A 25,286-nucleotide genomic window follows, 5' to 3' on the forward strand; every position below is an offset into this window, starting at 1 on the left:
GTCACGTCTCCTGCATCACGCATCGTTCACCGAACGGGGAGATCCCGGCCGGTGACAGCGACTGCTCCAGCTCGTCGACGAGCTCCCCGAGGTCGATGGCCTCCGAGCGGCCCCCGAAGGCGTAGGAGTCGGGCCGAACCACGACCACCTGAGTGTTTCTTTCACGCAGATACGCGAGACAGCCACCGGTGGTGTCGACCACCGCGTCAGGGCCGGCGTCCTGGCCGACCGGCACGACATGCATCACGGCCGCTCCCACGTCCTCCAGGAACCGCCTCTGCCGCGGCGACAGCAGGGCTGCGGGGTCCGCTGTGGACAGGACGGCGAACCCGGAGCCGACGACGTCGTCGAAGAGCCCGGTCCGGCCGGCGTGGGAGACCCGGAACTGGGGGAACAGGTGCCCCGCCAGCTGGTTTCCGCCGGACCCGGACGCGGAGAGCGCACCCGGGCCGAGCACGGCCGGCGGCGCCGGCGGCAGCGCCCGTGCCGGGTCACCTCCGGCGGAGATCATGTTCCGGTCGCGTGCTGCCGCGGCCTCGGGGTCGGCGACGCAGATGACCTGCCCGAGAGCGACCGACGTCTGGATCGCGTGCTGCACGTGCTGTCTGCGTTCCGAGGTGTAGGTGTCCAGGAGCTCGTCTCCGGCCCGGCCGCTGAGCACGAGGTCCAGCTTCCATGCGAGGTTGGCCGCGTCCCGCAGTCCCGAGCACAGCCCCTGGCCAGCGAACGGCGGCATCAGGTGCGCCGCGTCGCCCGCCAGCAGCACGCGCCCCCGGCGCCACTGCTCGGCCCAGCGCGCCTGGAAGGTGTAGACGGTGTGACGCTCGAGCGTGGCGTTGGCCGGGGTCAGTCCCCACGGCTCGAGCAGCCGCCACGCGGTGTCCGCCCTGTTCAACTCGTCGACCGTCTCGCCGGGCAGCCTCATGAACTCCCACCGGCGCCTGCCCGGACCGCCCGCGACGATCGTGTGCGGCCGCGCCGGGTCGCACACCTGCAGGTTCATAGGGGACCACGTGCGGGGCCGGCGCTCAATGACGTCGAGGATCAGCCAGTCGAAGAAGAAGCCCAGATCGGTGATCGGCACGCCCATGCGGTCGCGCACGAAGCTGTTGGCTCCGTCCGCGCCCACGACGTAGCGGGCACTGACCGTGCGGTGCCCGGCGGTCGCGCCGGTGAGCGTCAGCTCGACGTCCTCCGCGGTCTGCTGCATCCCGACGGCTTCCAGACCGCGGCACACCGAGACCGTGGGCAGACCGGCGACCGCGTCCTCGAGCACCGCCTCGACTTCGGGCTGGGAGTAGAAGCTCATCTCCGGCCAGCCGGACAGGCCGTCGCCCCACCACTTGATCTTCACGAGGGTCTCGCCGTGCTGGTTACGCCACTCGTACCAGTCCGGTACGGGGGCGGAGATCCGGGCGATCTCGTCGGCGAGACCGGCGTTCTGGTAGATGCGGCGCGCCTCGTGGTCGCACACCACCGCGCGAGGCAGCGGATAGCGTTCGGGGTACTTGTCGACGATGACCACGTCGTGTCCCGCCCTGCCAAGCAGCAGGGCGAGCATGAGTCCGACGGGACCACAACCGACAATCGCTACGTCATGACGCCGTTGGGGCACGATACCTCCTTGGATCGAGCAGACAGGCACAGCACGGCACGGCACGCACAGCGCCTACGGATGGCCGGCAAACGGCCCGGCCCGGCCTGCGGGCGTCAAAGTTATGAGCCGACAGCCCGGCAGGACATCCGCTTGGCGCGGGCCGGGAGCCGGATTGCGCGGTGAAGTTTTCGATCGCGCGAATCCGAGGCGATCCGTGCTGGTGGTACACGACGTCCGCGAGGGGCACGGGCGTCCACGGCGAGAGGCGGGCGCCACGGTGCGTCGGCATAGGGTCCTCGACACGCTCACCGCCACCGCCGGGTACGGTCGCGTCACACCCGACGACGACGCCGACACGGTGGGGCGGCCATTGGTGACCGATCAAGGTCGAAGCGCCGGTATGCGCGGCCCTGAGCTGCACCATCAGCCTTGTCGGCCGGCCGACAACGCTGCAACAATGCCGAAATGAGCCCCTCTCCCTTGACGCGGCACCTGTTGTGCCGCAATTCCGGATTCGAGGACTTCCGCGAGGGTCTCAACGCCCTGTTCTACCCGGCGGATGTCGCCGTCCTGCCCGGCTCCGGCTCCGGCGGAGCAGGAGGAGAGCTGCGTGGAGCTCGCACGGAGCACGTCACGGTCGGCTTGATGAGGTTCGGCCAGCCCACCCGCGTCGACCCCGGCTTCACGTCGTCCCACTACCACGTCAACGTCGTCCTCGACGGTACGATCGCGGCAGCCTCCGGCCCCCAGGAGACCGTGGCCGCAGCCGGCAGCGCGATGGTCTTCACACCCACACAGCACCACCGGCTCCTGAGCTGCGACACAGGCGCGAAGCAGCTCGGCATCAAAATCGACCGGCGCCTCGTCGACGCCGAGCTCGAAGCGCTGCTAGGCCGCCCGCTCCAGGCTCCGCTGGAATTCACGTTCGACTTCGACCTGACCTCCACACCCGGCCGCAGCTGGCGCAAGGTCCTGAACCTCCTGCTGACCGAACTGGACGGCACCGGTGGACTGATCGACGAGCACGCCGCCCGGCTCTATTACGAACGCCTGCTGGTGAGCGGTCTGCTACTCGCCCACACCCACAACTACACCGATGCGCTGCGGCGACCCGGCCCTCCCGCCTACCCGCGCACCGTGCGGCGCGTCGTCAACCTGATCGAGGCCCACCCGGAAAACCCGTACACGATGGGCGACCTCACCCGCGTGGCGGGAGTGAGCGCACGCCGCCTCCAGGAGGGGTTCCAGGAGCACATCGGCGTCTCACCCATGACGTACCTGCGCAATGTGCGCCTCGACCGTGTCCGTGCCGACTTGTCGGCGGGCACCTCGGGGGTCACCGAGTCGGCGCAGCGTTGGGGGTTCACCCACCTGAGCAGGTTCTCCGCCGCCTACCGGAAGCGGTTCGGATATGCCCCCTCCGAGACGCTGTCCAAAGTGCTCTTCAGAGGGCGTTTGATCTAGGCCGATCGCCCCTTATGTCCGAGCCAGTCGCGCGGCTCTACATGTGACGAGCGACAGTTCCGCGCCGTGCTCAGCCACTTTTGTTCCGGCTTGACGGCAAAAGGAAAAGCTCGGCAAGGCCGACTTCCAAGTCCGCCACGACCTGCGATTCGCCGCCACCAGGCCTTGGTCACCCGTGCGTTCTCGCTCTGCTGGAACACGTGGTTCGTCCCGCCGGGTCCCCTTCCCGAAACCAGCCCGTCACAACGCGTTTCTCATTGGATGGAGTCGCTCTGGAAGCGCTCCTGCGGCCGAAGTCATAGTCCTCGTGAGCGGTGCCGCCGTTGAGTTTCGGGCATCCGGCGCCCGCGCTTGCGACAGCTCAGACACGACGAAGTGCCGGAGGCGCCATGACTACTCACTCACCACCCGCGCTGGGCGACGACCGTGAAGGCGGAGAGTCCGGGTCCCTGCTGTCGGGGTACCTCAGCATCGCCCTCGTGACCGCGGTGCTCGGGCTGGTGCCCAACTTCAACGGAGACATCGCCGTCCGCTTGGGTATCAGTGGGGCCGACCTCACCTGGGCCGGCGACTGTGCCTTTGTGGGCGCGGCCGGCCCTGGGCGTCCTGCACTCGGACGTCGCGGCCAAGGCACCGGACGCGGCACGGGCGGCTGCCGGGGCGCTGAGCTCGGGTCTCGACAGCGCAGCCCAGGTCGTGGCGTGGGTGTGTGTCGCGATGGCGCTGTTCAGCGCCGTCGCCCTGTGGCCGAGGGCCCCGCGTGGCAAAGCGCGGGCCACGGGCGCCGGAGAAGAGCTGACCGGCGCCTCTGTTGAGGCCGAGCAGGCTCTGAACTGACCCTGCCCGGGTGGGCGGGGACCAGTCGTCGGTTCCGCGAGAAGAGCAAGTGCGTAAGTAAGTCCAGCAACCGGCGCCGGCCACGATCGGCCCGGTGCCGGTGCGGACCGCCGTCGGTCTCGGCGGCGGTGAGAGAGGGGACGGCGGCATGACGGAAACAGTGACGGGCAGTAACTCTGCCGACTTGACCATGCTGAGCGGGACCGGCTACGAACAGAAGTCCGAGTCCACGCAGATGGAGCTGGTTCAGGTCGGCCGGGGCACCCCCTACGGGGAGGTCCTGCGCCGCTACTGGCAGCCTGTCGCTCTCGCGAGCAGCGCCACGACCACACCGACCTCCATAAAGATCCTGGGTGAGGACCTCATCCTCTTCCGCACCCGCCGCGGCGTCCCGGCACTGATGTCGCCGCGCTGTGCGCACCGCGGAGCCTCGCTGTTCTACGGAGGTGTCGAGGACGACGGCATCCGCTGCTGCTACCACGGCTGGGTCTTCGACCCCCAGGGACGGTGCATCGAGCAGCCGTGCGAGCCGGAGGGCGGTCGGCATCGAGACCGGTTCCGCCAGCCCTGGTACCCCCTGCGGGAATACCACGGTCTGCTGTTCGCGTACATGGGTCCGCCGGATGCCGTGCCGGACTTCATCAAGTGGGACGTGCTGGAGGAGGATCTCGGCGAAGGCGAGATGATCATTGCCGATGACAACAGCTTCAGCGGCGGCGGTCCCAAGGAGCTGGACTTCAACTGGCTCAACCACTACGAGAACGTCCTCGACCCGTTCCACGTGCCGATCCTGCACGCCCGGTTCAGCGGCATCCAGTTCATCCCCGAGATGGGCGTCCTGCCCGAGTGCCGCTTCGCGTACACGGACACCGGCGTCGGCTGCTACTCGGTGCGCGATACGGACAGCGGCCGGAAGCTGTACCGGCTGACCGAGGCGGTCTTCCCCAACGTGCGCGTGGTCGCGAGTCCGCGTATGAGCTCGATGGGCCCCTCCCGGCTTCTGGGCTGGGTGGTTCCGCGTGACGACACCCACTTCGTCATCTTCACGCTGGCCCGTGTCACCGAGCCGGACGCCCTGGCCAAGGAGAGGACGCTGCAGGGCGGCAAGCCGTGGGCCGAGCTGACTCCCGAGGAGCACCAGCGGTTCCCCGGCGACTACGAGGCGCAGGGCAGCCAGGGCGCGCTCCCGGTGCACTCCCGGGAGACCCTGACCACCACCGACCAGGGCATCACGATGATCCGCCGCCTGATGGGCAAGCAGATCAAGGCGGTGCGCGAGGGACGGGACCCGATCGGCGTCACCCGTACCGGCGCGGACGTCACGCTCGAGGTCAAGGGCGGCACCTGGTGGGACGACGCCCCGTGGCGGACTGACGAGATGCGGCAGAAGGGAACCTTCTGATGGCACCCGACAGGCAGGTGCTGGTCCGGTCGATGACCTGCGAGAGCGCGGGCGTGCTGTCCCTCGAACTCGTGGACCCGGCCGGCGACGCCCTTCCCGGCTGGGAGCCGGGCGCCCATGTCGACCTGCACGTGGGCGGCCAGGTCCGCCAGTACTCCCTCTGCGGCGACCCCGGGGACACCCGCAGGTACCGGGTCGCGGTGCTGCATGAGGCCTCGAGCCGTGGCGGGTCGGACTTCGTCCACACCCGCCTGCGGCCGGGCGACGTGATCGGCCTGGCTGGCCCGCGCAACACGTTCCCCCTGGTCGACAGCCCCCGATACGTCTTCGTCGCCGGCGGCATCGGGATCACCCCGATCCTGCCTATGGTGGCCGCCGCCGAGGAACGGGGCCGCTCCTGGCGGCTGGTGTACGGGGGCCGTCGCCGCGCGTCCATGGCCTTCCTGGGCGAACTCGAACGCTACGGCTCGAAGGTCACCGTCCGCCCCGAGGACGAGTCCGGGCTGCTCGACCTGGAGCGTGAGCTGGTCCGGGAGCCTGACACGGTGGTCTACTGCTGCGGCCCGGAGCCGCTGCTGCGGGCGGTGGAGGGGCACTGCGCCGCCTGGCCCTCCGGCTCGGGGTCGCTCAAGGTCGAGCGGTTCGCTCCGCGCGAGCTGACGGCCGAGGAGATCGCCGAACGCGCCGCAATGGACGGCGCCTTCGAGGTCGTGCTCGCCCGCAGCGGCCGGGAGTTCGAGGTCCCTGTCGGCTGCTCCATCCTGGAGATGCTGGAGAAGAACGGGATCTGCCCGGACTCCTCCTGCGTGGAAGGCACGTGCGGGACGTGTGAGACCGCGGTGCTCGAGGGCGTACCGCACCACCGGGACAGCATCCTCGACGACGACGAGCGAGCGGCGGGCAAGACGATGATGATCTGCGTCTCGCGCTCCCGCTCACCGAGGCTGGTGCTGGACCTGTGACCCGAACACTGACAGAGCATTCCGTTCGCCCGGTGGCCGCCCTCGACGTGGACGGCGTAGTCGTGCTGGAGCACCCAGAAGTCCCGGTGGTCCAACACTCGGTCAGTGCCTACGGCCGCTGGCGTCGCGATGTGCTCGTGCCTCAGGTGGCTCCGGCCAGGCTGGCCCGGCTGTCCGCGTTCTTCGACTGCGTGTGGGTCAGCGCCTGGTCGCACACCGCCCATCCGGCGCTGAGCGAGGCACTGGGCCTGCCGGAGGAGGAATGGCCGTGGCTGGGGGCGCAGTTCGACAAACTGCCCGCCATCCGTGACTTCGCCGCGGGACGGCCGTGGGTGTGGATCGACGACGGCATCGACGATCTTGGTGTCCGGCCCGATCCGCCGGACGGTCTCCTGGTCCGGGTCCGGTCCGGTCATGGCCTTGCCGACGTCGACCCGGAGGAGCTGTTCGAGAAGCTCCGGTCGTGGCCGTTCACCGAGGCGGCGCGCGCGGGGTCGTTGCCGTCCTGATTCCGTGAAACGCCCGCACAGCGCGGTGTTCACGGCTGATGAGGACCGGGACACGGGGCGGGTTCGTCTCAGCGTGAGTGAATCGGCCCCGGTCGTGGTCCGCCGGTCGGCCCCACTCCGAGAAGTGGGGCGTGTCCGCGGCATGGCGGGTGAGCAACCCGAGTGCCTCATCGTCCACGAGCACTGAGCCGTGGGGAGACACGGCTGAGAAAAGATCAAGTTTCCTTACGATTGGATCAGTGTGGATGCATCGACCTGGGACCTTCCCGCCTCGCTGCGACTGGATCAGCGGGGTGCGGTTGCGGTCCTGACGCTCTGCCGGCCGCAGAAGCGCAACGCGATTGACGACGCGACCATCCAGGGCATCGGCCGTTTCTTCGACGCCGTGCCCGAGTGGGCCAAGGTGGTGGTGATCGCGGCCGAGGGCGACCACTTCTCGGCCGGTCTCGATCTCGGCGAGATGAGCGAGCGGGACGCGGTCGCCGGCGTTCACCACTCCCGCATGTGGCACGCCGCCTTCGCCAAGCTGGAGGGCGGCCGCGTCCCCGTCATCGCCGTGCTCAAGGGCGCGGTCGTGGGAGGCGGGCTTGAGTTTGCCACCGCCACCCATATGAGGGTCGCCGAGCGGTCCGCCTTCTTCGCCCTCCCCGAGGGCGCCCGGGGCCTGTTCGTGGGCGGCGGCGCGTCGGTGCGCGTCTCCCGCCTGGTCGGCGTGCAGCGCATGACCGACATGATGCTCACCGGCCGCGTCCTGGACGCCGAGGAGGGCCTGCGCGACGGCCTGGCGGACTACCTCGTCGACGAGGGCCAGGGCCTCGGCAAGGCTCTGAAGCTGGCCGAGCAGATCGCCGCCAACTCGCCGGTCACCAACTACGCGATCCTGCACGCCTTGCCGCGCATCGCCGAGACCGACCCCGAAACCGGTCTGCTGATGGAGTCGCTGATGGCGGCCGTCGCACAGAGCAGCCCCGAAGCCAAGCAACGAATGAACGACTTCCTGGCCGGCAAGGCCGCGAAGGTGGTGCGGTGATGAGCGAGATGACCCTCCCGGCCGTCCCCGAGGTGCTCTACGAGCCGAACGCGGAGGCTGTCGAGAAGGCCCATGTGACGGACTTCCTGCGCTGGCTGCGCGAGGAGCGCGGGCACGACTTCACCTCCTGGGACGCGCTGCGTCGCTGGTCGGTCGACAGCCTCGAGGATTTCTGGCAGAGCGTGTGGGACTACTTCGGCGTGCGTGCGCACACCCCGGCCACATCGGTGCTCGCGGACCGCACCATGCCCGGCGCGCGCTGGTTCCCCGGCGCCACGCTCAACTACGCCGAGCACTGCTTCGGTAATTCTGAGGACGCCGACACCCTCGCGGTCATCGGCGTATCGCAGACCCGAGACCGGGTCGAGCTCACCTTCGCCGAGTTGGCCGAGCAGGTGCGCCGCGTGCGCGCGGGGCTGAGGCGCCTCGGCGTCGGTCGGGGTGACCGGGTGGCGGCCTATCTGCCGAACGTGCCGGAGACGCTGGTGGCGTTCCTCGCCACCGCGAGCCTCGGTGCCATCTGGTCGGCTTGCGCCCCGGAGTTCGGCGCGCGCAGCGTCATCGACCGGTTTGAGCAGATCGAGCCCAAGGTACTGCTCACCGTCGCCGGCTACACCTACGGCGAGAAGAGGATCGACAAGCGGGCCGAGGTCGCCGAGCTACGGGCCGCGCTGCCCACCGCCGAGCAGGTCGTGCATGTCCCCTACGGCCCCCTGACCGTCGAGGACGCCCTGCCCTGGACGGACCTCCTGGCGGACACTGACGAGCCCCTCACCTTCGAGCCCGTACCGTTCGACCACCCGCTCTACATTCTGTTCTCCTCCGGTACCACAGGAAAGCCCAAGGCCATCGTCCACCGCCACGGCGGCATCCTCCTGGAGCACCTCAAGAACCACGCCTTCCAGTGGGACCTCGGCCCGGGCGACCGGCTGCTGTGGTTCACCACCACCGCCTGGATGATGTGGAACAAGCAGGTGTCGGCACTGCTGGTCCGCAGCGGCATCGTGATGATCGACGGCAACCCGCTCCACCCCGACCTGCGGTTCCAGTGGAAGCTGGCCGCCGAGACCGGCGCGACCCTCATGGGCGCCAGCCCCGGCTACCTCACGTCCTGCCGCAAGGAAGACGTGCGGCCCGCCAAGGAGTTCGACCTCTCCCGGCTGCGGCAGCTCGGCGTGGCCGGCAGCCCCTTCGCGCCCGAGGGCTTCCGGTGGGTGTACGAGCAGTTCGGCGACCGCGTGCTGCTCAACGTGGGTTCGGGCGGCACCGACGTGTGCACCGGCCTGGTGCAGGCATCTCCGCTGCAGCCGATCTACGTCGGTGAGATGTCCGGCCCCAGCCTGGGCGTGGACGCCAAGGCCTTCGACGAGAAGGGCAACGTCGTCGTCGGCGAACTCGGCGAGCTGGTGATCACTTCGCCAATGCCGTCCATGCCGGTCGGCTTCTGGGGCGACGAGGACGGCAGCCGGCTCCGCGGGGCCTATTTCGAGGACTTCCCCGGCTTCTTCCGGTTCGGTGACTGGTGCCGGTTCACCGAGGTGGGCTCGTGCGCTATTACCGGCCGCTCGGACGCGACCCTCAACCGGGGCGGTGTCCGGCTGGGCACCGGTGAGTTCTACCGGGTGCTTGAGGATGTGCCGCTGGTGAGCGACGCCGTCGTGGTTCACCTCGAGGATCCGCAGGGCGGCATGGGCGAACTCATCCTCTTCGTGGTGCCGGCTCCCGGCGTGAGTGTCGACGACACCGTGAAGGCGCAGCTGGCCAAGCAGATACGTACGGCGCTGTCTCCGCGGCACGTGCCGGACCGCATTGTGCCGGTCGCCGCCGTGCCGTACAGCAGGACCGGCAAGAAGCTGGAGGTGCCGATCAAGAAAATCCTCCGTGGCGCAGCTCCCGACGAGGTCGCCTCGCCGGGAGCGTTGATGGACCCGAGCGCCCTCGACGCCTACGTCACCTACGCGCGCTCACGCGAGGAGGACCGATGAGCCGCATCACGGTCGTCGGCACCGGAGTCATCGGTGCGAGCTGGGCGGCACTCTTCCTGGCGAACGGCCACGACGTCGTCGCCCACGACCCAGGAGAAGGAGCCGAACAGCGCCTGCGGGAGACCGTCGCCCAGGCCTGGCCGACCCTCGAGCGGGTCGGCCTGACCGACGGAGCGTCACCGGAGCGGCTCACGTTCACCGACGACCTGACCGCGGCCGCCACCGGAACGGAGTTCGTGCAGGAGAGCGGCCCGGAGCGGATCGATCTCAAGCAGAAGCTGTTCGCCGATCTCGACGCCGCGACACCGGCAGAGGTGGTCATCGCCAGCAGTTCCTCCGGCCTGATGCCGAGCCAGCTACAGGAGATGTGCGGCCACGCCCCGGAACGGGTGCTCGTCGGTCACCCCTTCCACCCGGCACACCTGATCCCGCTGGTCGAGGTCGTCCCGGGCGCCAGGACAGGCGCCGGCGCGGTCCAGCGCGCCATGGACTTCTACGCGAGCCTCGGCAAGCGCCCGATCCATGTGCGCCGGGAACTGCCCGGCCATGTCACCAACCGCCTGCAAGCCGCGCTGTGGCAGGAGGCATACTCGCTCGTCGAGCGCGGGGTGGTCAGTGTCGCGGACGTGGATGCCGCGATCTCCCACGGCCCGGGGCTGCGCTGGGCGCTGCTAGGACCGCTGGTCAACCAGCACCTGTCGGGCGGCACAGGCGGCATGGCCCACACCCTGGAGCACCTCGGGCCGCCAGCCGAGGAGTGGATGAAGGACCTCCGCCCCGCGCGCCTCTCACCGAGGCTGGTCTCCCTCCTCGCGAACGGCGTCGACGACGAACTCGCCGGAGTGGACCAGGCCGAGATGGTCGCCCAGCGCGACGAACTCCTCGTGGCCCTCCTGCAGCACAAGCGCGGCCGCCGCGCGCTGCCCTAGAAAGCCGATGGGAACCATGACTGTCTACACACCCCGCATCGACACCGACGCCATCGTCGCCGTCGACTTCCACACCCATGTCGAGTCCGACGGGCACGGCCACTTCTCCCTCGACCAGGAACTGATGGACGCCTCCGCGGCGTACTTCCGCGGCGACCACAACCGCACGCCCACGGTCGCCGACCTCGCTGCCCACTTCCGTGAGCGGCGCATGGCGGCCGTCGTCTTCACCGTCGATGCCGGCCGCGGACTCGGCCACCAGCCGTTGTCCAGCGAGCACATCGCCGAACAGGCTGCCGAGCACGCCGACGTACTGATCCCGTTCGGATCGGTGGACCCCCAGCGCGGTGACGACGCGGTCAAGCAGGCACGGCGTCTGGCGGAGGAGTATGGCGTTCGCGGATTCAAGTTCCATCCGGGACTGCAGGCCTTCGCGCCCAACGACCCCGCGCATGCCCCGCTGTGGGCGTCCCTGGAGGAACTGGGCACCATCGCCCTCTTCCACACCGGCCAGACCGGCATCGGCGCAGGACTACCGGGCGGGCGAGGCATCCGTCTGCGTTACTCCGACCCGCTGCTCCTCGACGACGTAGCCGCCGACTTTCCCGGCCTGCGGATCGTCATGGCGCACCCCGCGGTGCCCTGGGTCGACACGCAGATCTCCATCGCCACGCACAAGGCCAACGTGTTCATCGACCTGTCCGGCTGGTCACCGAAGTACTTTCCGCCCCAGCTGGTCCGGCAGCTCGGCGGTCCGCTGCGCCACAAGGTGCTCTACGGCTCCGACTTCCCGGTCATCACCCCGGACCGCTGGTTCGCCGACTTCGCCAAGCTCGATGTGAAGGAGGAGGTCAAGCCGCTGGTCCTCAAGGAGAACGCGCTCGGACTGCTCGGTCTGGGAAGTGCGGCATGAGCCTTGCGAAGCAACTTCCGACCCGCCTTCCGACGCACGGACTGGCAGACGGCCACGTCGAGTTGCGTACGGTCGTCCGGGAACTCTGTGAGGACCAGGTCGCTCCCCACGCATCCGAGGTCGACGAGCAAGGCGCCTTCCCTGAGACCTCACTGAAGGCACTCGTGGAGGCGCGGATGCACTGCGTCACCCTCCCGGAGGCCTACGGCGGCGAGGGCGGCGACCATCTGGCCGGCGTGGTGGTGGCGGAGGAGGTCGCCCGAGCATGCGCCACCACCCAGCAGGTGATGGGCTCCAACGAGCTCTTCTCCCTCCCTCTGCTCATCGGCGGATCGGAGGAGATCAGGCAGCGGTATCTGCCGCGGATCGCCTCGGGGGAGTGGCTGGGCGCCTTCGCCCTGTCGGAACCCGAGGCGGGCTCGGACGTCGCCTCTGTCTCCACGCGGGCGAGGGCGGTAGACGGTGGCTGGGGGCTCAGCGGCACCAAGCGGTGGATCACCAACGCGGGCCGGGCCGATGCCTACGTCGTGTTCGCCTCCGTCGATCCGGCGAAAGGTGCACGCGGGCTGACGGCATTCGTCGTCGAGGCGACCGACAGCGGGCTGACCTTCGGGGCACCGGAGAAGAAGATGGGCCTGAAGGGGTCGCCCACCAGGGAGATCTACCTCGACGACGTGTTCGTCCCCGCCGAGCGGATGGTGGGTGAACCAGGTCGGGGCATGAGGCTGGCGCTCGGCACCCTGGACCGCACACGCGCCACCGTCGCCGCGCAGGCCGTCGGCATCGCCCAGGGCGCGCTGGACTGCGCGACCTCGTATCTCAAGGAACGTAAGCAGTTCGGAAAACCGCTGGCGGAGTTCCAGGGACTGCAGTTCATGGTGGCCGACATGGAGACGCAGATCCGAGCAGCGCGCCAGCTGACCTACGCCGCGGCCCGGCAACTCGACGCGCACAGCGGGGACATCACCACCGCTGGTGCAGTGGCCAAGTGTTTCGCCTCGGACACGGCCATGAAGGTGACGACCGACGCGGTCCAGCTCCTTGGCGGCTCCGGCTACGTCCATGACTTCCCGGTCGAGCGCATGATGCGCGACGCCAAGGTCACCCAGATCTACGAGGGGACCAACCAGATCCAGCGCATCGTGATCGCACGTTCGCTCATGTGACGTCACGGAAAGGACGACAGCGGTACGGCCACCGGAGTCCTGGCTCCGGTGGCCGTACCGCTGTCAGAACTGAGTTTCCGTAAGTTCCGCACCGCGGCCCGTGCGGGTCATTCGGCGAGATACTTCGCCATACGCGTCCGCGCAGGCCGGGGCGCCCGCAGTGCCCGCGCGATCCCCCGGGCACCCGCCAGCAGAACAGGGATGTGCGCACCCGGGACCGCTCCCTCCGACGGAATGACCACCCCCAGCGACGCGACCACCTGGCCGTCGGGCCCGGTGACCGGGACAGCGATGCCGAGTGCGTGCGGTTCGACATACCCGTCGCACACCAGCCACCCCTGCTGCCGCGCGCCGGCCCAGATCCGGCGCAGCGTCGCGGCGTCGGCTGGCGTCCTGCTGTTGTACCGGACCAGCGGACCATCCAGCAGCTCCTCCTGGAGCGCGCGGTCCGCGTGGGCGAGCAGTATCAGGCCCCCCGAAGCGGTGTGAGCCGGCAACCGCCGGCCGACGGCCAGCAGGAGATCCATCGCCTGGTGTCCCCTGAGCTGCTCCACGACAAGCACGTCGGTGCCTTCAAGCACCATCAGCTGCGTGTGCTGCTGCGTCGCCGCGTGAATGTCCTCCAGGTGCGGCATCGCCGCCTCCCGGAGATCGCGTGCCCGCGCCCCGAGCGACGCCAGCTCCCACAGGTGCATTCCGATCCTTACCCGTCCCGGCTCGGCCCGCTCGAGGAATCCCACCTCGACGAGCTGGTTGACGAGACGGTGCGCGGTTGGGACGGGGATGCCCGCCTTACGAGCGATCTCCGAGACGGTCAGCAGCCGACGGTCGTACTCGAAGGCATCGAGAACACGTGCCGCGCGTGCAATCACGGACTCGTGGGCGTCCGAACGCGCCATTACAGCGTCACCGCGCACAGGGACCACAGCCCGGTCCATATCAGAGTTCCCCACATACGGTGGATGGTTTCACGGTACACAGACGACACACCAGGGGTGAGCTCGCGGAATGTCCTGGCAGTGAGGCAGCCAGGGCAGTCGTCGGACCACCAGCCGTCCGCCACTGTGAGCACCGTTGCGACGTCCGATGCGATCGCGGTAGTGACGAACAGGACGTCCTCGCCACGGAAGCCCTGGAGGACGTGCAACAAGAGACCGCGGGGTACCTCGGTACCCGGTTTTGCCTCCGGCTTCCTCCAGCCCCCTCCTCACGGAGACGCCCTTGCCGCTCGGCTAATGAGTTAGTCTCACCTCTCCTCATCGGGACTTTCACCCTTTAGCTGCTGCCCGCGTCGGGCGAACTGAAGTGCTCTCCTCCCTTCGCAAGCTCAGGAAGGAGATTCCGACCTACCTTGCGGCGGCAGGCTTGACGCGTTCCGCGCCTGACGACTGCACCTTCCGGCAGCCGGGATCGCCACGAGGCCGATCCGGTATAGGTGCAGGATGTTCCGGGCTGCGTTCCAGTCGGCGTTCGCCTCGATTATCTCTAGTTGTTTGAAGTCTTCGCAGGTCGAAGACCTAGGTTCAAGTCGGGGACGTGAGGGACGTTGCCGCGAGGGCACCACGAGCCGGGCTCCCTCGCGGCTCATGTCAGGTCCCGTTGCGCATCATCTTCCGCAGGCTCTGCCGCGATGCTGTGAGATCGTCCTCCAGCTCGGTGACGCGCTCGCGGAGGATCTGGTTGTCGGCCTTGGCATGGTCGAGCTGGCGGGAGAGGGCGTCTCGTTCTCGGGACAGCTCGTCGATCGTCGCGACCAGGGCCGAGCTGTCTTGCTGCTCCAGTTCGGTGCCGAGCTGGAGCCGGAGCCGTTCCCGCAGCTTGTCCCGCTCCGTCCGCAGTTCCTTGATCTGTTGCCGGGCTAGAGCGAGATCGGTCTTGAGGCTGTCGGCGCTCACCTTGGACTGCGGGGGGACGGCCGCAGGCGGGGTCTCGATGCCGTGCTCGATCTGGTCCTGGCGGGCCGCCTCGATGTACTCGCGGACGCCTTCGGCGTAGACGAGCCAGGTGGAGACGCCCGCAGCCTTCGCGACGGCCGCGAACGTGACCTTCACTCCGTCGCGCTGCATCCTCGCCAGCACGTCTAGGACCCGCGCTCGCTTCTCCTCACTGTCCTTGTTCCGTGTCGCCTTCAAAGCGGCTGCACGGGGATTCTCGGGGGCGGTCACGGCCTCTCCTTCTGATTGACCACGGTCAGCGGAAGGAGCTTGTGGGCGGCTCCTGCGGTCCGGTGTACGCGGGGTCCTGGCCCGCAGATGGCCGGCGTCCAGCGCGATCACGGCGGACGACATCGCGCGCGTGACCCGCGCCCACGCCGAGGCGGCCCGTATCGGCCAGCCCCGCCGTCGACGACCGTCACGTCACCCTGGAGACCATCCTCCAGCGCTGGGGAGTTCCCGCCCTCGCACGCGCGCCTGGTCCGGTGGATTTTTCATGATCCGGCGTCGGCGGCGCTGCCGCGCACCCGGTCGGCGAACGCGAGGAACGCCGAGCCGAGGGGGACGGCGCGGTGCGGACCAACGAGACTGTGCACCCTTCGTTTGGTGCTCGATGATTCGGATCGCTGAGCCAGGGTGCTGCGACGACCCACGGGGGCGCGGCCGACCCCGCCCACGTCGCCTGCCGCGCCCCAGGCGCCGGCCAAGTCGCCTGCCGCCACCCAGATGACCGCCGCGATCGGCACCGACCGCGGAGACCGGGTGGCCGCTGTTCTGGGTGCGTTGCGGTTCGACCCGGTCCGCCATCGGATCGACCGCCCGCTGCTGGCCCTGCACGGAGGGGCCGATCCGTTCGCCCCCGACCCGGCGGCCCTGGCGCCCTTCGCCGAAGCGGCCGGCTACCGCGGAGAGCTGCGCACCTGGCCCGACGGCGAGCACACGCTCTACAACCACGCCGCCGAGCGCGATGCACTGGTCGCCGACGCATGACGTGGAAGCCGAGGACGTCCTGTCACTCGAACTCACCGACCCGGCGGGCGGTGAGCTACAGGCGTGGGAGCCAGGCGCGCACATCGACGTCCGACTGCCCACCGGTGCCGAGCGACAGTACTCGCGGTGCGGTCCGCCCGGTCGGCAGCCGTGGACAGTGGCCGTACTGCACGAGCCCGTCGGCCCTGGGCGGTTCGAGGTTCGTACACACCGAGCTCCGACCCGGTGCCGTACTCACGGTCAGCGACCCGAAGAACAACCTCCCCCTGGTCGACGCGGCCGAGTACCTGTTCATCGCGGGCGGCATCGGTATCACCCCGATCCTCCCGATGATCAGCGAGGTCCAGCGGCGCGGAAAGCCGTGGCGGCTACGCTACGGCGGTCGGCGGCGTGCGTCGATGGCCCGCCTCGACCACCTCGCCGACCTCGCACGCCAGGAGCCGGGCCGGATCTCGGCCCGGCCCGAGGACGAGACCAGCCTGCTCGAACTCGACACCGTTCTCGGTGAGTTGGGCGACGGCGGAGTCATCTACGCGTGCGGCCCCGAACCTGTGGGGCTCGTTTATTCATCGTTACTGGTCGAGAGCTTCCGGCTCCAGCCCGCCGTTCTGGGATCAACTTGACGCGAAGAAACTCGCCGCGGCCTTCAAGATTTCGTTCGCCCGCTTGAGCTCGGCAACTTCCTTCTTCAGCGCATTGACCTGCGGATTCCTCCGTCGTTGTCCCCGGCCGGTCCCGCTGTCGATCTCGCGGGGGAGCGCTCAGCCTTCCGTGTCCTCGGAAGCATCCTCCGTAAGGCCGTGCTGGAGAACAGGTCCGGTCCTGGCGGACCCACTTGCGCAGCGTCTCGGTCGTCCCCGATCCCGACCTTGGACGCGACGGCCTTCATCGCGGCCCACTCGGTATCGTACTCGGGCCGCACCTCGGCGACCATGCGGACAGCGCGTTTGCGCAGCTCAGCGGGGTAGGGGGGGAGGGGCGTGACATGACTCAATCCTCTCAGAGAATCGAGCCTCCATTCGACCCGGGGCGATTCAATGGCGTGGTGGGTGAATTACTCGTCGGAGTGGTGGAGTTCGATGTCGAAGCCGTCCGCTCCCGGGCCGTTGATGTGCAGGGCGCTCGCCACGGGCGGGTAGCCGCCGGCGATGACCGAGTAGTCGCCGGAGTCCAGGTCGGTGAAGGCGTACACGCCGTCCTCGCCGGTGGTGGAGGTGGCGACCACATTGCCTGCCGCGTCCACCAGCGTGACCCGCGCGTCCGGCAGTGGCCTGGCACCGGCGCCCGCCCGGACCACTCCCTGTACCCGGGAGCCCGCGGCGAGCTCGATCTCGGTCCGGGTCACCCCGTTCCCGTCCACCTCGACCGGCCGTGCCGTGGGCCGGAAGCCCGGGGCGTTGACGGCGAGCGTGAAGGTACCGGTCATCAGCTCATCGAAGCCGAAGTCACCGCTCTCGCCGGTCTTGGAGGTGGCCAGCACCTCGCCCCGCACATCGGTGACCAGGACCATCGCTCCCGGCACCGGCTGACCGTCCACACCACTGCGGATCAGGCCCGCCAGTCGGCTGGTGCCCGACAGCAGAATGTTGTGACTGAGCGCCTCCTCACCGACGACGACGGTGGACGCCTGCGGCTGGTGGCCGTCGGCCGCCGCGATCAGCACGTAGCTGCCCGGCCCGGGCGCGTCCAGCGCGTACGCACCATCCGCATGCGCCACCGAACGCCCCAACTGCCGCCCATTCAACGAGATCAGCGTCACCGCCGCACGCGCCACCCCGACCCCATCAGCGTTGCGAACCGTGCCGTGTATGCCATAGCCGTGCGGCCCGTACGGGCGCGAACCAGCCGCCGTCAACGGCATGGGCTGCGCATCATCGGAGGTGGCCGCACCCACGGCCACGAGCTCCGGCACGGCCACGGGCTCGGTCGCAGGCTCGGGCGCGGTGAGGGCCGGCTCGGGGCCTTCGTCGGCCGGAGTCCCTCCCGCCACGGGGGAGTTGGTGTCGGAGAGCTTCTTCTCCGGCAGGAAGAAGGCCAGGACGAGGCCGACCAGAAAGAGCACCACCAGGTAGCCGAAGATCGGGGTCAGGGCGTGTTGGTAGGCGGATATCACGGCGTCCTGGACGGGGCCGGGCAGCGAGTGGACGAGTGCTGGGGTGAGGGATTCGGTGTCGCCGACGGTTTCGGCCGCGCCGGCCGGGATCCGCTCGGCGAGCTGGTCGGCGAGCCGGTCGGTGAACACCGCGCCCACCGCGGCGACGCCGAGGGTGGCACCGATCTCGCGGAAGAAGTTGTTCGCGGAGGTGGCCGTGCCCACCTCAGAGGCCGGGAAGGCGTTCTGCACCGCGAGCACGAGGTTCTGAATCATCAGTCCCATGCCGGCGCCGAGCAGGAAGATGTACAGGCACAGCTGGACCAGCGGGGTGTCGGTCTGCAGGGTCGACATCAGCAGGACCGCGACCGCGACGACGGCGGTGCCGATGATCGGATAGATCTTGTACCGGCCGGTGCGGCTGATGATCTGGCCGGAGGGGATCGTGGTGCTCATGAGACCGACGACCATCGGGATGAGCAGCAGTCCGGACTCGGTGGCGCTCTTGCCGTACACCATCTGCAGGTAGGTCGGCATATAGCCGATGACCGCGAACATGCCGACCCCGATGACGATCAGGCCGAGCAGTGTGGCGATGTTGAAGATCTTGCTGCGGAAGAGGTGCAGCGGAAGGATGGGCTCGGTGGCACGGCTCTGGGAGAAGAAGAACAGCACCCAGGCCAGCGCGCCGCCGCCCGCGAGAGCGAGGACGAGCGGGTCGGTCCAGGCGTAGTCGGTGCCGCCGAAGTCGGCGACCAGCACGGTGCACGTCACGGCGGCGGCCATCAGTACGAAGCCGAGCCAGTCGAAGGACACCTTGGCCGCAGGGCGCGGCAGCCGGAGCGCGAAGACGCAGACGGCGAACGCGATGACGCCGAGCGGCAGATTGATCCAGAAAGCCCAGCGCCAGTCGGCGTGGTCGGTGAACCAGCCGCCGAGCAGCGGGCCGGCGACGGACGACAGGCCGAAGACGGCGCCCATCGGAGCCATGTACTTCGCGCGCTGCTTCGGCGGCACCAGGTCCGCGATGATCGCCTGAGCGGTGATCATCAGGCCTCCGCCGCCGAGTCCCTGGATGGCCCGGCCGGCGATCAAGGTGGCCATGTCCGGCGCGATGCCGGCGACCGCAGAGCCGACGATGAAGATGGCGATGGCTGCCAGGAACAGGTTTCTACGGCCGACCAGATCGCCGAGTCGGCCGTAGACGGGCATGGCGATGGTGGCGGCGAGGACGTACGCGGTGGTCACCCAGGCCATCTGGCTGACGCCGTTCAGCTCACCGACGATGGTCGGCAGCGCGGTGCTGACGATCGTCTGGTCGAGCGAGGCCAGCAGCATGGACACCATCAGACCTGCGTAGATCAGGCCGAAGTGGCGGGGCACGGTACGGGATGGGGCCTCTGCGGCCGCCGCCGTGCTGGCGTGGTTGTTCATCGGTAGCAGCTACTCCACAACTGACAGGGTTCGGGCAGGCACAGGGTCCGGCAGGCCGCAGCGGCGGCGGCCCCTAACACCGGGCGTGCGCGGGGGTTACGGGGCGAGCAGGGTGCGCAGCAGATCCATGGAGCGCTCGATGTACGGCACCGGGGAGTCCTCGCTGTCGGCCGGTTCAGCATGCGACCAGCGCTCCATCGCCGTACGTACGGCCGTCATCGCGAGGGCGGCGATCAGGTTTGGCACCTCGTCGTCCTCTGCGACGCCCAGCCGCTGGGCGGCCGCTGCGGCCACCGCGCGCTGGAATTCCTCCATAGTCGTCAGGAAGGCGGCGAGCAGGACCGGGCTTTCGTGCGTGAGCTCGAAAACGGCGTGCATCTCCTGGCGTTCCGGACGGTGCACCGCAAGCTCGGTCACCAGCAACTCCGCCAGGTCCGCGAGCACCTGGCGCGGATGCGCAGGGCCGGCGGCGGCGAACGCGGCAACGGCGCCGGAACGCAGCGGCTGCGGACCATGGACGACAGCGGTCTCCTTGTTCGGGAAGTAGTTGAAGAAGGTCCGCGCCGATACGCCGGCCTCCTCGCTGATCATCTCGACGGTGACCTTCTCGAAGCCGTGCTCCCTGGACAGCCGCAGCGCGGCGGCATGGATCTCCTGCCGCGTCTCACGCCGCCTGCGCTCCCGCAGAGTCTCAGTCGCTCTCGTCATAACCCCGACTATTGCACACTGTGCAGGGTTTTCATAACACGCAATAAGTGCCCACCGTGCATGGACCTTCGCTGGCGCCTCTGCCATTCCGCATGGGACCTGGCCCTCACCCCTGGGGGTGGGTGCGCGGGAGCTGAGGGGAAACCCAGGCAGGCGGCCGCATGCATGACGGCTCCGGGCTCACAGTCCAGAACCATGGCGGGCGCACGGGCGATGGTTTCCCGTCCATGCGCCCGCCTCCGATTCGCCCGCCTCCGATGCGGGGTGCGTCCGGTCCACGCTGAATGGGGCGAACGACCGCGTTGTTCACCGCCGGGTGCGACGGCACGCAGCCCATCCTGGGGACTTGCGCATCGCGTCGGCCAGACCCGCTTTGGCCATGGCGTACTGGGCGAGGCGGTCCACCCACTCCCGCCGGGCCTGGTCCGGTGTGCGGGTCTGGAGCAGCCGGGCCGCGGTGTCGGCGACCAGCTACACCTCGTGGCGGTAGACCTGACGACGGGCTGGGCAACCAGCGCTGCAGTGTGTCCCCAACGCGTCCAGTTCCAGCGTCATATGGCGGGGCTGTATAGCTGGCGAGGCGCATTGCCTGCGACAGCTGGTCAACGAGAACAGATCAGATGAGTCTCGTTGCATCGTGTCTGGCGCTTGCGGTGTCCTTCGGGCCCAGACAAAGGAAGCGTTGAACCCCTCCGAGGAGGTATGCCGTGAGCGTTGCCCACACCCTCACGAGCCAGGAACAACTGCCACGCGGGCTTGCCCGTCTCGGCCGACTGCAACGCGGCGAGCCGGTCCAAAGCCTCGCGGATCCCTGCCGCAACTGCGCCCAGGATCCAGCCACGCTCACCAGGCTTGCGCTCGCGCCACCCGTCGAGCGCCCGTCCGGCGGCCTCGACGGCGGTATCCACGTCAACTGCCGTTCCGGCGGCGATTTCACACACCGCGGTGTCCGCGCCGCCCGGGTGTGTCGACGTCAGGTACCGACCGTCCCCAGGTGCCACTTCCCGTCCGCCGATCCAGTGCCCGTACCGCTTCACAACACGTTCGCCTCCAGTGCACCGGTCGAGCCGACCGGTGTCTCGTCAGAGCATTGCGGCTCCCCCGACTCCCCGCGTGCGCAGGGCCGTTGGCATGAGAGCGGTGCGAACTGGAATCAAGGAGGTACGCGCCGGCCCCGCAGCCGACTCGCCGACCGCCTGCTCAGCACCGCACCTCCGGCCAGGAAGATCCAGGTGCCCGCCGAGCTCCAGCCGTACGTCTCGGCGTCGGCGAACCCGTAGACCAGAGCGAACAGGCCGGCTGTCGCGGCGACCGTGCCGGGGACGTCGATCTTCACGCCCTTGCTCCGGCGGTGGCGCGGCAGCAGCACCGCCGCTCCGGCGAGGGCGACCGCGGCGAAGATGAGGTTGACGTACAGGCACCAGCGCCAGTCGAGGTACTCGGTGAGCACGCCGCCGCCCAGCGGGCCGATTCCGCCGCATGCACCGGCCACCGCGCCGAAGATCCCGAACGCCCTCGCGCGCTCCTTGGTGTCGGTGAACGTCGAGGTGAGCAGGGACAGCGCGGTGGGCACCAGCAGCGGACCGAAGGCGCCCTGAAGCGCCCGTCCGGCGAACGAGGACCTCGAAGCTCGTGGCGGCGCCGGCCAGCACGGACGCGTCGGCGAAACCCGTGAGGCCGATCAGGAGGTTGACCTTGTGGCCGATGAGGTCGGCGATGCGCCCGCCGATCAACATCAGTCCCCCAACGCACGCGAGTACTCGGTGACGATCCACTGACGGTTGTCGTTGGAGAAACCCAGGTCCTGCTGGGTGAACTGGCCAGCAGGGTCCATCACGGGGAAGCCTCGTCTCGTCCCGCCAGGGACGGCTGAGCGCTGGAGTGGTACGTCTCGTTGAGTGAAGTGCTGAAGCGCATCTACGGACACCAGTTGTTCATTCTTGAGCCACCTGAAGTACTCCCGCAATCAACCCACGATTCTCATCGGCTTCTCATGTGCCATTGGTTGCGTTCCTCTCGCCGGCCGATCCGGCACGTACGAAGAGGAGGCGCATGGTGTCGCAAGCCGCAGGAGCAGAGGGGGACGAGCAGCCGCTGCATGTGGCCAGCAGGCTGCACGCGTTCAACCGGTTCGAGTTGAAGTACCTCGTGCCGGTCGAGCAAGCCGCCGAGATCCGGGACGAGCTGGGCGAGCGGATGGACCGTGACCTCAACAGCCCGGTGGGTGGCTACGGCGTGTGGAGCCTGTATTACGACACCCCTCAGCTCCGGTTCTACTGGGAGAAGATCGAGGGGCTGAAGTTCCGGCGCAAGCTGCGGATACGTCACTATGGCGATCTCGACGGGGTCACCGACGAGTCTCCGGTGTGCGTGGAGATCAAGCAGCGCGTCAACCGCGTCACGCAGAAGCGGCGTATCACGCTCCCCTACGGCATCGCGCGGCAGTTGTGCGACGGCCGGGAGATGGTCGACCACTCGCCGAGGGAGAGCGCCTTCATCCAGGAGGTGCTCGAACTGATCGTGCGGCTGAATCTGCAGCCCACCGCGATCACCGGCTACCAGCGCGAAGCCCTCGTGGGCCGCCACGCCGACACCGGCCTGCGCGTCACCTTCGACCGGCGTATCCGGGGCCGGGACCGGGACTTCCACTTCGGCACCCCCACGCCGGAGAACCGGTTCACCATCCCACCGCACATGTCGGTGATGGAGATCAAGGTCAACGAGCGCACTCCGTACTGGATCACCGACCTTGCCGCACGGCGGAACCTCAACCTGGTCCGGATCTCCAAGTACGTGCAGTCCATCGAGGCGTTCGGTCTGGCGCCGCGCTCGGTCTTCCACATCAACGAGGCGGACTACCCGCCGCCCACCCCCACACCTATCGAGCAGCAGCCGCAGCACGCGCTGCTGAAAGCAGGAGCACAGTGAACTTCGATCTGCAGGAACTCAGCGGGACGTTCAGCGTCGCCGATGTCGTGGCGGCCATGGCGCTGTCGTTCATCCTGAGCACGATGATCGGCTACACCTACCGGTACACGCACCGCAACGTCTCCTACAGCCAGTCCTACGTCCAGACCCTCGTGATCGTCGGCATGATCGTCGCGCTGATCATGCTGGTCGTCGGGTCCAATCTGGCACGGGCGTTCTCCCTGGTCGGTGCGTTGTCCGTGGTCCGCTTCCGTAACGCGGTCAAGGAGACACGGGACGTCGGTTTCATCTTCCTGGCCATGGCGATCGGCATGGCCTGCGGCGCCCGCTTCTACACGCTGGCCGCGGTAGGCGCCGTGGTGATCTGCGTCGTCGTCCTCGTCATGTTCAAGTTCAACTGGTTCGCCCTGAACGTGCAGCGCCAGGTCGTCAAGGTTCAGGTGCCCGCCGGTGAGGACTACGGGCCCGCGATCAGCGATGTACTGATCAAGTACACCAGCGAGTTCGAGCTGGTGAGCACCGAGACGATCCGCGGCGGGGCGCTGACCGAGGTGTTCTACACCGTGCGCATGAAGAAGGGCGCTGAGCCCAGCGACCTGGTGTCCGCGCTGCAGGAGCGCACGTCCGGACAGCGGGTGACGGTCCTGACCGGTTACGACACCACCGACCTGTGATGTCCGGCGACGAGCGGCAGCCGACAGCCCGCCCCGCGCCCCGACGGCGCCTGAAAGACCGGCTGCCGGTGCGACTGCGGCACCACTGGAAGCCGGCCGGTGCACTGTGCGCGGGGCTCGCGGTGGCGGTGTACTTCTTCGGCGACGCACGCGTGTCGCCGTATGTGACCTCCTCCTCGCAGGTGGAGGCGGACGCCATCACGCAGAACGTCGAGGGCGCCGTGGATCTCTACGACGCCTCGGCGTCCCACTCGATCCAACTCGGCTATGACCAGACCGACTTCGACAAGATGATGAAGGAGTACCGGGAGGACGGCACGAAGGACTACATCTCGGCCGACCTGACCATCGACGGCGTCTACCTGGAGGACGTCGGAATCCGGCTCAAGGGGAACTCCACGTTGATGTCCCTGCGCGGCAACGGCCAGGGCATGCCCGGTGGCGGCCGGACCATGCCCGGTGCAGCCGGCGCCGGACAGGGCGCTCCGTCGGCTTCCGAAGAGGACGCAGGCGGGGGCCGGGACCGCGGCCAGAGCACCGGCGGCGGTCCCGGCGCCACTGGCCGGCAACCCGGGCAGAACGCCGGAGACAGCAAGGCCGTCGGCCAGGAAGGAACCGGCGGGGCCGGCGGAGGCATGGGCGGCGCCGTCGGCGGGCTCACGCTGTACAACCTGTCCGCGGACAAGCCCGAGGAACTGCCCTGGCTCATCAAGATCGACGAGTACATCGAGGGGCGCGCCTACCAGGGCGAGCGGGAGATTTCGCTGCGTCCAGGCAGCAACGCGCAGGTGCCGCTGAACGAGGCGCTCTCGCTGTCGCTGACGAAGTCCTCGGGCCAGCCCGCCGAGGCGTACAGCTTCACCTCGGTGAAGATCAACGACCGGCCCGCGGCGACCCGGCTGATGGTCGACAACCCTGATACCGAGTACGCCGAGGCCGTCGACGACGGCAACGGGGTGCTGTACAAGGCGCGGGCCGGCGGCAGCTTCGCCTACCGCGGCGACGACCCCTCCGACTACGAGACATCCTTCCGCCAGCTCAACAAGGTCGGCAGCCAGGATCTGGAGCCGGTCATGAAGCTCATCAAGTGGGTGGACGAGGCGTCCGACAAGGAATTCGAGGAGGACCTGGACCAGTACGTGGACGTCGACTCGCTCGCCACGTACATCGCCACACAGAACCTGCTGCTGAACTTCGACGACATGGCCGGGCCGGGCAAGAACTACCTGCTCTGGTACGACCTGGACAACAAGAAGTTCTCCGTCCTGGGGTGGGACTACAACCTCACGTTCACCGGGGACGCGTCCACCGGCCCGGACGACGAGATCGGCATGGGCGACGTCTTCGGTGGCGGCCAGGGCGGCAAGGGCCTGCCGGAGGGAATCCCGGATGACATCGCCAAGAACCTGCCAGAGGGAATGCCCGAAGGCGGGCTGTCGAAGATGAGTGGTCATGCCCTCAAGGACCGGTTCCTGGGTTCCGATGCCTTCGACTCGGTCTATGAGAAGGCGTACAAGGAGGTGTACGCGAAGCTCTACGGTTCCGGCACGGCGACCAAGGCTCTGGACCGGATCGCAGGCCAGGCCCACGACGCCGCAGGCTCCTCGAAGGAACTGGACGCGGCCGTCACGAAGCTGCGTACGACGGTGACCGAGCGCGCCGCAGCGCTCGCGAAGAACAAGCAGGTCACCGGATGACCCCGGGGCCCGGGCGGATGCCCCCGTCACCGCCC

The 25,286-nt window shown here is 68.7% G+C and carries 21 protein-coding genes and 3 pseudogenes; 15 read left to right on the forward strand and 9 right to left on the reverse strand.

Annotated features, from left to right (window positions below; all coding sequences use genetic code 11):
• Position 1 precedes the first annotated feature (1 nt).
• The gene (gene mhpA, locus ACSMXV_RS07105) at positions 2–1,660 is read right to left on the reverse strand and encodes a bifunctional 3-(3-hydroxy-phenyl)propionate/3-hydroxycinnamic acid hydroxylase MhpA (protein ID WP_473176864.1); all 1,659 of its coding nucleotides are present in this window, start codon (positions 1,658–1,660) and stop codon (positions 2–4) included.
• A 402-nt stretch (positions 1,661–2,062) separates the two neighbouring features.
• Between mhpA and ACSMXV_RS07110 the strand changes: the two genes are divergently transcribed.
• The 10 genes from ACSMXV_RS07110 (at position 2,063) to ACSMXV_RS07155 (ending at position 12,794) form a co-directional block, all read left to right on the forward strand.
• Entirely contained in the window at positions 2,063–3,061 is a 999-nt protein-coding gene (locus tag ACSMXV_RS07110) for a helix-turn-helix transcriptional regulator (protein ID WP_473176865.1), read from the forward strand.
• 579 nt (positions 3,062–3,640) lie between these two features.
• The gene (locus ACSMXV_RS07115; protein WP_473176866.1) at positions 3,641–3,898 is read left to right on the forward strand and encodes a hypothetical protein; all 258 of its coding nucleotides are present in this window, start codon (positions 3,641–3,643) and stop codon (positions 3,896–3,898) included.
• 148 nt (positions 3,899–4,046) lie between these two features.
• Entirely contained in the window at positions 4,047–5,300 is a 1,254-nt protein-coding gene (locus ACSMXV_RS07120) for a Rieske 2Fe-2S domain-containing protein (protein WP_473176867.1), read from the forward strand.
• Complete coding sequence (locus tag ACSMXV_RS07125) at positions 5,300–6,262, forward strand: PDR/VanB family oxidoreductase (protein ID WP_473176868.1); 963 nt, start codon at positions 5,300–5,302, stop codon at positions 6,260–6,262. Before ACSMXV_RS07120 ends, ACSMXV_RS07125 begins: the two co-directional genes overlap by 1 nt.
• Positions 6,263–6,294: 32 nt before the next feature.
• Complete coding sequence (locus tag ACSMXV_RS07130; RefSeq protein ID WP_473176869.1) at positions 6,295–6,771, forward strand: HAD domain-containing protein; 477 nt, start codon at positions 6,295–6,297, stop codon at positions 6,769–6,771.
• A 241-nt stretch (positions 6,772–7,012) separates the two neighbouring features.
• Positions 7,013–7,801, forward strand: a complete 789-nt coding sequence (locus ACSMXV_RS07135; protein ID WP_473176870.1) for a crotonase/enoyl-CoA hydratase family protein — start codon at positions 7,013–7,015, stop codon at positions 7,799–7,801.
• Positions 7,801–9,786: an acetoacetate--CoA ligase gene (locus ACSMXV_RS07140; RefSeq protein ID WP_473176871.1), complete on the forward strand. Its 1,986-nt coding sequence runs from the start codon at positions 7,801–7,803 to the stop codon at positions 9,784–9,786. The genes ACSMXV_RS07135 and ACSMXV_RS07140 overlap by 1 nt, the downstream gene beginning before the upstream one ends.
• The gene (locus tag ACSMXV_RS07145) at positions 9,783–10,715 is read left to right on the forward strand and encodes a 3-hydroxyacyl-CoA dehydrogenase NAD-binding domain-containing protein (RefSeq protein ID WP_473176872.1); all 933 of its coding nucleotides are present in this window, start codon (positions 9,783–9,785) and stop codon (positions 10,713–10,715) included. The genes ACSMXV_RS07140 and ACSMXV_RS07145 overlap by 4 nt, the downstream gene beginning before the upstream one ends.
• Positions 10,716–10,731: 16 nt before the next feature.
• Positions 10,732–11,628, forward strand: a complete 897-nt coding sequence (locus tag ACSMXV_RS07150) for an amidohydrolase family protein (protein WP_473176873.1) — start codon at positions 10,732–10,734, stop codon at positions 11,626–11,628.
• Positions 11,625–12,794 carry an acyl-CoA dehydrogenase family protein gene (locus ACSMXV_RS07155; protein WP_473176874.1) on the forward strand — a complete coding sequence of 390 codons (1,170 nt, stop codon included), beginning with the start codon at positions 11,625–11,627 and terminating at the stop codon, positions 12,792–12,794. The genes ACSMXV_RS07150 and ACSMXV_RS07155 overlap by 4 nt, the downstream gene beginning before the upstream one ends.
• A 107-nt stretch (positions 12,795–12,901) precedes the next feature.
• Here ACSMXV_RS07155 and ACSMXV_RS07160 read toward each other — a convergent pair whose 3' ends face one another.
• Both ACSMXV_RS07160 and ACSMXV_RS07165 read right to left on the reverse strand, forming a co-directional pair.
• A complete protein-coding gene (locus ACSMXV_RS07160; protein WP_473176875.1) occupies positions 12,902–13,693 on the reverse strand; it encodes an IclR family transcriptional regulator in 792 nt (263 codons plus the stop codon).
• Positions 13,694–14,383: 690 nt separating this feature from the next.
• Positions 14,384–14,959 (reverse strand): DUF6262 family protein, encoded by a 576-nt coding sequence (locus ACSMXV_RS07165; protein WP_473176876.1) that lies wholly within the window; start codon positions 14,957–14,959, stop codon positions 14,384–14,386.
• 495 nt (positions 14,960–15,454) lie between these two features.
• Between ACSMXV_RS07165 and ACSMXV_RS07170 the strand changes: the two genes are divergently transcribed.
• Positions 15,455–15,718: a hypothetical protein gene (locus tag ACSMXV_RS07170; RefSeq protein WP_473176877.1), complete on the forward strand. Its 264-nt coding sequence runs from the start codon at positions 15,455–15,457 to the stop codon at positions 15,716–15,718.
• A gap of 104 nt (positions 15,719–15,822) precedes the next feature.
• Complete coding sequence (locus ACSMXV_RS07175) at positions 15,823–16,341, forward strand: ferredoxin reductase domain-containing protein (RefSeq protein ID WP_473176878.1); 519 nt, start codon at positions 15,823–15,825, stop codon at positions 16,339–16,341.
• Between the two features lie 6 nt (positions 16,342–16,347).
• On the opposite strand, the pseudogene ACSMXV_RS07180 reads toward ACSMXV_RS07175, so the two are convergent.
• From ACSMXV_RS07180 to ACSMXV_RS07205, 6 genes and pseudogenes are all read right to left on the reverse strand, one after another.
• Positions 16,348–16,652 (reverse strand): annotated as a pseudogene (locus ACSMXV_RS07180) (transposase); the annotation flags it as partial.
• Between the two features lie 120 nt (positions 16,653–16,772).
• Entirely contained in the window at positions 16,773–19,244 is a 2,472-nt protein-coding gene (locus tag ACSMXV_RS07185; protein ID WP_473176879.1) for an MFS transporter, read from the reverse strand.
• Positions 19,245–19,340: 96 nt separating this feature from the next.
• Positions 19,341–19,952: a TetR family transcriptional regulator gene (locus tag ACSMXV_RS07190; RefSeq protein WP_473176880.1), complete on the reverse strand. Its 612-nt coding sequence runs from the start codon at positions 19,950–19,952 to the stop codon at positions 19,341–19,343.
• 342 nt (positions 19,953–20,294) lie between these two features.
• Positions 20,295–20,447, reverse strand: a pseudogene (locus ACSMXV_RS07195) (TetR/AcrR family transcriptional regulator); the annotation flags it as partial.
• A gap of 107 nt (positions 20,448–20,554) precedes the next feature.
• Entirely contained in the window at positions 20,555–20,989 is a 435-nt protein-coding gene (locus ACSMXV_RS07200) for an aldehyde dehydrogenase family protein (RefSeq protein ID WP_473176881.1), read from the reverse strand.
• 164 nt (positions 20,990–21,153) lie between these two features.
• Positions 21,154–21,786: pseudogene (locus tag ACSMXV_RS07205) on the reverse strand (MFS transporter); the annotation flags it as partial.
• Between the two features lie 218 nt (positions 21,787–22,004).
• Here ACSMXV_RS07205 and ACSMXV_RS07210 point away from each other — a divergent pair.
• From ACSMXV_RS07210 to ACSMXV_RS07220, 3 genes are read left to right on the forward strand one after another with little or no spacing between them, the layout of a single operon-like run.
• Positions 22,005–22,880, forward strand: a complete 876-nt coding sequence (locus ACSMXV_RS07210; protein WP_473176882.1) for a VTC domain-containing protein — start codon at positions 22,005–22,007, stop codon at positions 22,878–22,880.
• Complete coding sequence (locus ACSMXV_RS07215) at positions 22,877–23,554, forward strand: DUF4956 domain-containing protein (protein WP_473176883.1); 678 nt, start codon at positions 22,877–22,879, stop codon at positions 23,552–23,554. The genes ACSMXV_RS07210 and ACSMXV_RS07215 overlap by 4 nt, the downstream gene beginning before the upstream one ends.
• Positions 23,554–25,251, forward strand: coding sequence for a CotH kinase family protein (locus ACSMXV_RS07220; protein WP_473176884.1), 1,698 nt, complete (start codon positions 23,554–23,556; stop codon positions 25,249–25,251). Before ACSMXV_RS07215 ends, ACSMXV_RS07220 begins: the two co-directional genes overlap by 1 nt.
• The last annotated feature ends 35 nt before the right edge of the window (positions 25,252–25,286 follow it).

The sequence above is a fragment of the Streptomyces sp. DSM 42067 genome (assembly GCF_055792885.1).

Coding starts and splice junctions, on each gene's coding strand:
- ACSMXV_RS07110 (WP_473176865.1), top strand. CDS start 2,063: ATGAGCCCCTCTCCCTTGACGCGGCACCTGTTGTGCCGCAATTCCGGA.
- ACSMXV_RS07120 (WP_473176867.1), top strand. CDS start 4,047: ATGACGGAAACAGTGACGGGCAGTAACTCTGCCGACTTGACCATGCTG.
- ACSMXV_RS07125 (WP_473176868.1), top strand. CDS start 5,300: ATGGCACCCGACAGGCAGGTGCTGGTCCGGTCGATGACCTGCGAGAGC.
- ACSMXV_RS07140 (WP_473176871.1), top strand. CDS start 7,801: ATGAGCGAGATGACCCTCCCGGCCGTCCCCGAGGTGCTCTACGAGCCG.
- ACSMXV_RS07145 (WP_473176872.1), top strand. CDS start 9,783: ATGAGCCGCATCACGGTCGTCGGCACCGGAGTCATCGGTGCGAGCTGG.
- ACSMXV_RS07150 (WP_473176873.1), top strand. CDS start 10,732: ATGACTGTCTACACACCCCGCATCGACACCGACGCCATCGTCGCCGTC.
- ACSMXV_RS07155 (WP_473176874.1), top strand. CDS start 11,625: ATGAGCCTTGCGAAGCAACTTCCGACCCGCCTTCCGACGCACGGACTG.
- ACSMXV_RS07160 (WP_473176875.1), bottom strand. CDS start 13,693: ATGGCGCGTTCGGACGCCCACGAGTCCGTGATTGCACGCGCGGCACGT.
- ACSMXV_RS07170 (WP_473176877.1), top strand. CDS start 15,455: ATGACCGCCGCGATCGGCACCGACCGCGGAGACCGGGTGGCCGCTGTT.
- ACSMXV_RS07185 (WP_473176879.1), bottom strand. CDS start 19,244: ATGAACAACCACGCCAGCACGGCGGCGGCCGCAGAGGCCCCATCCCGT.
- ACSMXV_RS07190 (WP_473176880.1), bottom strand. CDS start 19,952: ATGACGAGAGCGACTGAGACTCTGCGGGAGCGCAGGCGGCGTGAGACG.
- ACSMXV_RS07210 (WP_473176882.1), top strand. CDS start 22,005: ATGGTGTCGCAAGCCGCAGGAGCAGAGGGGGACGAGCAGCCGCTGCAT.
- ACSMXV_RS07220 (WP_473176884.1), top strand. CDS start 23,554: ATGTCCGGCGACGAGCGGCAGCCGACAGCCCGCCCCGCGCCCCGACGG.